Origin of the sequence: Arthrobacter sp. Hiyo1 (assembly GCF_001263615.2) — a bacterium.
GTDB lineage: Bacteria > Actinomycetota > Actinomycetes > Actinomycetales > Micrococcaceae > Arthrobacter.
On the sequence record NZ_DF952471.1, the window covers coordinates 170,230 to 173,490 of the forward strand.

A 3,261-nucleotide genomic window follows, 5' to 3' on the forward strand; every position below is an offset into this window, starting at 1 on the left:
CCCCGGAGGGGCGTGCCGGCAGCAATTCCAGAGGGGTGGATCTACTTCGTCCCGGGATACGGGACGTTCGCAGTTTGGGGCGCGATCAACGGCCGCTACCAACAGCTGTCCGCAGACACGGGCAGTCTGGGGTACCCGAGCAGCGACGAGCAATGCGGACTGCCTGGAGGGGCGTGCCGGCAGCAATTCCAACGCGGATCCATCTACTTCGTCCCGGGATACGGGACGTTCTCCGTTGTGGGCGCCATCAGTGGCCGCTACCAGTCCTTGGGCGGCCTCAGCGGCTACCTCGGAGCCCCGCACGGTGACGAGCAGTGCGGCCTGCGGTTCGGCGGCTGCTCGCAACAGTTCACGCGGGGCAAGATCTACTTTGCGATAGGCGCCGGAACCCAGCCGGTTTGGGGTGGCCTTGGCAGTTTCTACGACTCCCGCCATTCCCAGGACGGCGTCATCGGGTACCCCGTCACGGGCGAAGCCTGCGACGGGGCCGGGAACTGCAGCCAGAGCTTCCAGTTCGGACAGCTTCAGTGGATCAACGGTGGAGGTGTCAGGTACACGATCTCCACCGCAGGGTACTGCCCCGCTTTGAACTCCGGCGCCGTGAAGTACCCGACTAACGGGGCGCAAAGGGTGTCCCTGGCGGTAGCGGACGCGTACCGGGCAACCCAGGTATCGATGATCACCTGCGTCCGCAGGCCCGGTGACGGGCAGTACGTGAAGGAGTGGGGCGCGATCGGCTCCGCCGGGGAGTCGGGGTTCGCCGGTCCCGGCGTGGCAACCGGCCCCACTTGGCAGGCGTTCTCGCCCACTGGTTCGTTCACGGTGACCGAAGCGTTCGGCCTCGGCAACCCGGGAACGGCCCTGTCCTACCGGACGCTGAACCAGTTCTCGCGCTGGGGCGGCAGGCTCAATGCGAACTACAATCAGTACTTCGAATCCAGCTCGGACATCTTCCCGGACGAGAACATGTGGTACTTCGCGACCCGGCCAACGCACGATTATCGTCAGGGAGTGGTCATCAATTACAACCGGCCACCGGACTCGCCAATCATCATGAACGCCGGATTCGCGATCTTCATGCACGGCAACAACAAACCCACCTGGGGTTGCCTCGCGTTCAACGATCCGGACTTGCTGCAGTTCATGCACACCGCCCAGGCCGGGGACCGGATTGTGATGGGAGTAGGCTATGAAATCTTCTGGTAGGAGCGTCCGCACCTGGGCGGTGCCACTGTCCGTTGCCCTGGCCGGGCTCTTGCTGACTGCTTGCCAGGGCGGCCCGGAGCCAAGTGGCTCAGCGGCGAGCCCGGCACCAGCCAGCGCCCCGGCCTCTCCAAAAACCGATGCCACGGCCTCCCCGGGCACCACGGCCATGGACGGCAGGATCATCGGGACCCCCGACGCGCAGGCCTGCAAAGTGCCTGGCACAGACGAGATCCGGCAAAAGCTTGGAGCCATTGCCGCGCAGATCCAGCAGGGTGTGCAATCAGTCACGGAAACCCAAGGCGTAAAAGAAACGAGTTGCACTTTCAGCTTGGTGGGTGTGCCCAACGGACAGGATCCGGATCCGGGCAACGCCCTGACCATTTCCACAACCGTGTACCCGGACACGGCTGCCTTGGGCAAAGTGGAACTGCCTCGGCTCATGATGTCCCCCAAGTCCGTCGACGGCGCAGGCGAACGGGCTTGGTACGCGCGGAACCAGTTGTCCTCGAGTACCGAGTACGTCCTTGAATCAGCTTCGAAGAACGTCATCACGAGGATCACGCTGGCCGTCCCTGTCCAAGCACCGCCGGTCGAACAGTCCCAGGACAAACTCACCTCGCTACTGCAAGCTCCCTGACGCGGGACGGCCAGCCACTTCACATGGCCGGTTTCCTTTAATTGGTTTCCTTTATTTGGCTGCAACTGCCGCCACGTCCAGGTTCAGCTCGGTGACGTTGACGGACGGCTGCCCAAGGAAGGCCTCAAGTCCGGTGACGGTTCGGCGGTCAACCATGGCCTGCACCGTCTCGGGACTCAGTCCGTGCGCCTTTGCCACCCTGGGCACTTGGAGGCGGGCGTAGGCAACCGAGATCTGCGGGTCCAGCCCTGAACCGCTCGCCGTCACGGCGTCCGCGGGGACGTCGGACTCCTTGACACCTTCCGCAGCGGCAACGGCGGCACGGTTGGCTTTGACGGCGTCGAGCAGTTTGGGATCGTTGGGTCCCAGGTTGCTGGCAGTGGATGCCCCCGGGTCCCACTTGGCCGCCGAGGGGCGGGCGTGGAACCACAGCGGGTTCTGGGTGCCGGCGTCGTTGGCAGAGACTTGCGCGATCAGGGCAGAAGCGGCGGGCTTACCTGCCGCGTCTTTCACGATGGAGCCATTGGCCTGGAAAGGCGCAACGGCCTGGCCGATACCGAAAATCGCCAATGGGTAGATCAATCCAAGGACCACGGTGGCCAGGAGCAGGAACCGAAGTGCCGTTCCTGCTTGCCGAAAATAACCGGGAAGGGTGTTCATGGTTGTCTCCTAGCCGATGCCGGGGATGAGGGAAATGAGCAGGTCGATGAGCTTGATCCCGATGAAGGGAGCCACAAGACCGCCGAGGCCATAAATGGCCAGGTTCCGGGCCAGTGCTTGGTTTGCCGAGACAGCGCGGTACTTGACGCCCCGCAAGGCGAGCGGAACCAGGGCAATGATGATCAACGCGTTGAAGATCACCGCGGAGAGGATGGCCGAGGACGGCGAGGCCAGGCCCATGATGTTCAAGAGCCCGAGTCCGGGAAAGGCGCCTGTGAACAGGGCTGGCACGATTGCGAAGTACTTCGCCACGTCGTTGGCGACCGAGAACGTGGTCAAGGCGCCGCGGGTGATGAGCAACTGTTTGCCGATGCCCACGATGTTGATGAGTTTGGTGGGATCCGAGTCCAGATCCACCATGTTGGCAGCTTCCTTGGCAGCCGGAGTACCCGAATTCATGGCGACGCCGACATCCGCCGCTGCCAGCGCGGGGGCATCGTTGGTGCCGTCGCCCGTCATGGCCACCAGCCGGCCGTGCGCCTGTTCTTCCTTGATGACAGCGAGTTTGTCCTCCGGAGTGGCCTCGGCGACGAAATCGTCGACGCCTGCCTCTGCAGCGATTGCCTTGGCCGTGATGGGGTTGTCACCCGTGATCATCACCGTCCGGATGCCCATCCGGCGTAGTTCGGCAAAGCGGGCATGCATGCCCGGCTTGACCACGTCGGCGAGGTGGATCGTGCCGAGGACCCGGCTCCGCC

At 63.9% G+C, this 3,261-nt stretch carries 3 protein-coding genes and 1 pseudogene; 2 read left to right on the forward strand and 2 right to left on the reverse strand.

Annotated features, from left to right (window positions below):
- Positions 1 to 1,206, forward strand: a pseudogene (locus tag AHiyo1_RS12330) (hypothetical protein); the annotation flags it as partial.
- Positions 1,190 to 1,843 (forward strand): hypothetical protein, encoded by a 654-nt coding sequence (locus AHiyo1_RS12335; protein WP_148667552.1) that lies wholly within the window; start codon positions 1,190 to 1,192, stop codon positions 1,841 to 1,843. The pseudogene AHiyo1_RS12330 and the gene AHiyo1_RS12335, both read left to right, overlap by 17 nt.
- A gap of 51 nt (positions 1,844 to 1,894) precedes the next feature.
- Here AHiyo1_RS12335 and kdpC read toward each other — a convergent pair whose 3' ends face one another.
- Both kdpC and AHiyo1_RS12345 read right to left on the reverse strand, forming a co-directional pair.
- Positions 1,895 to 2,503, reverse strand: a complete 609-nt coding sequence (kdpC, locus tag AHiyo1_RS12340) for a K(+)-transporting ATPase subunit C (protein ID WP_059388763.1) — start codon at positions 2,501 to 2,503, stop codon at positions 1,895 to 1,897.
- Positions 2,504 to 2,512: 9 nt separating this feature from the next.
- Positions 2,513 to 3,261 (reverse strand): HAD-IC family P-type ATPase (locus AHiyo1_RS12345; RefSeq protein ID WP_113990651.1); only part of this gene is annotated, 749 nt, incomplete at its 5' end.

What these genes read in the sequence shown, in the direction of transcription:
- AHiyo1_RS12335 (WP_148667552.1), top strand. Translation starts at nt 1,190, where the DNA reads ATGAAATCTTCTGGTAGGAGCGTCCGCACCTGGGCGGTGCCACTGTCC.
- kdpC (WP_059388763.1), bottom strand. Translation starts at nt 2,503, where the DNA reads ATGAACACCCTTCCCGGTTATTTTCGGCAAGCAGGAACGGCACTTCGG.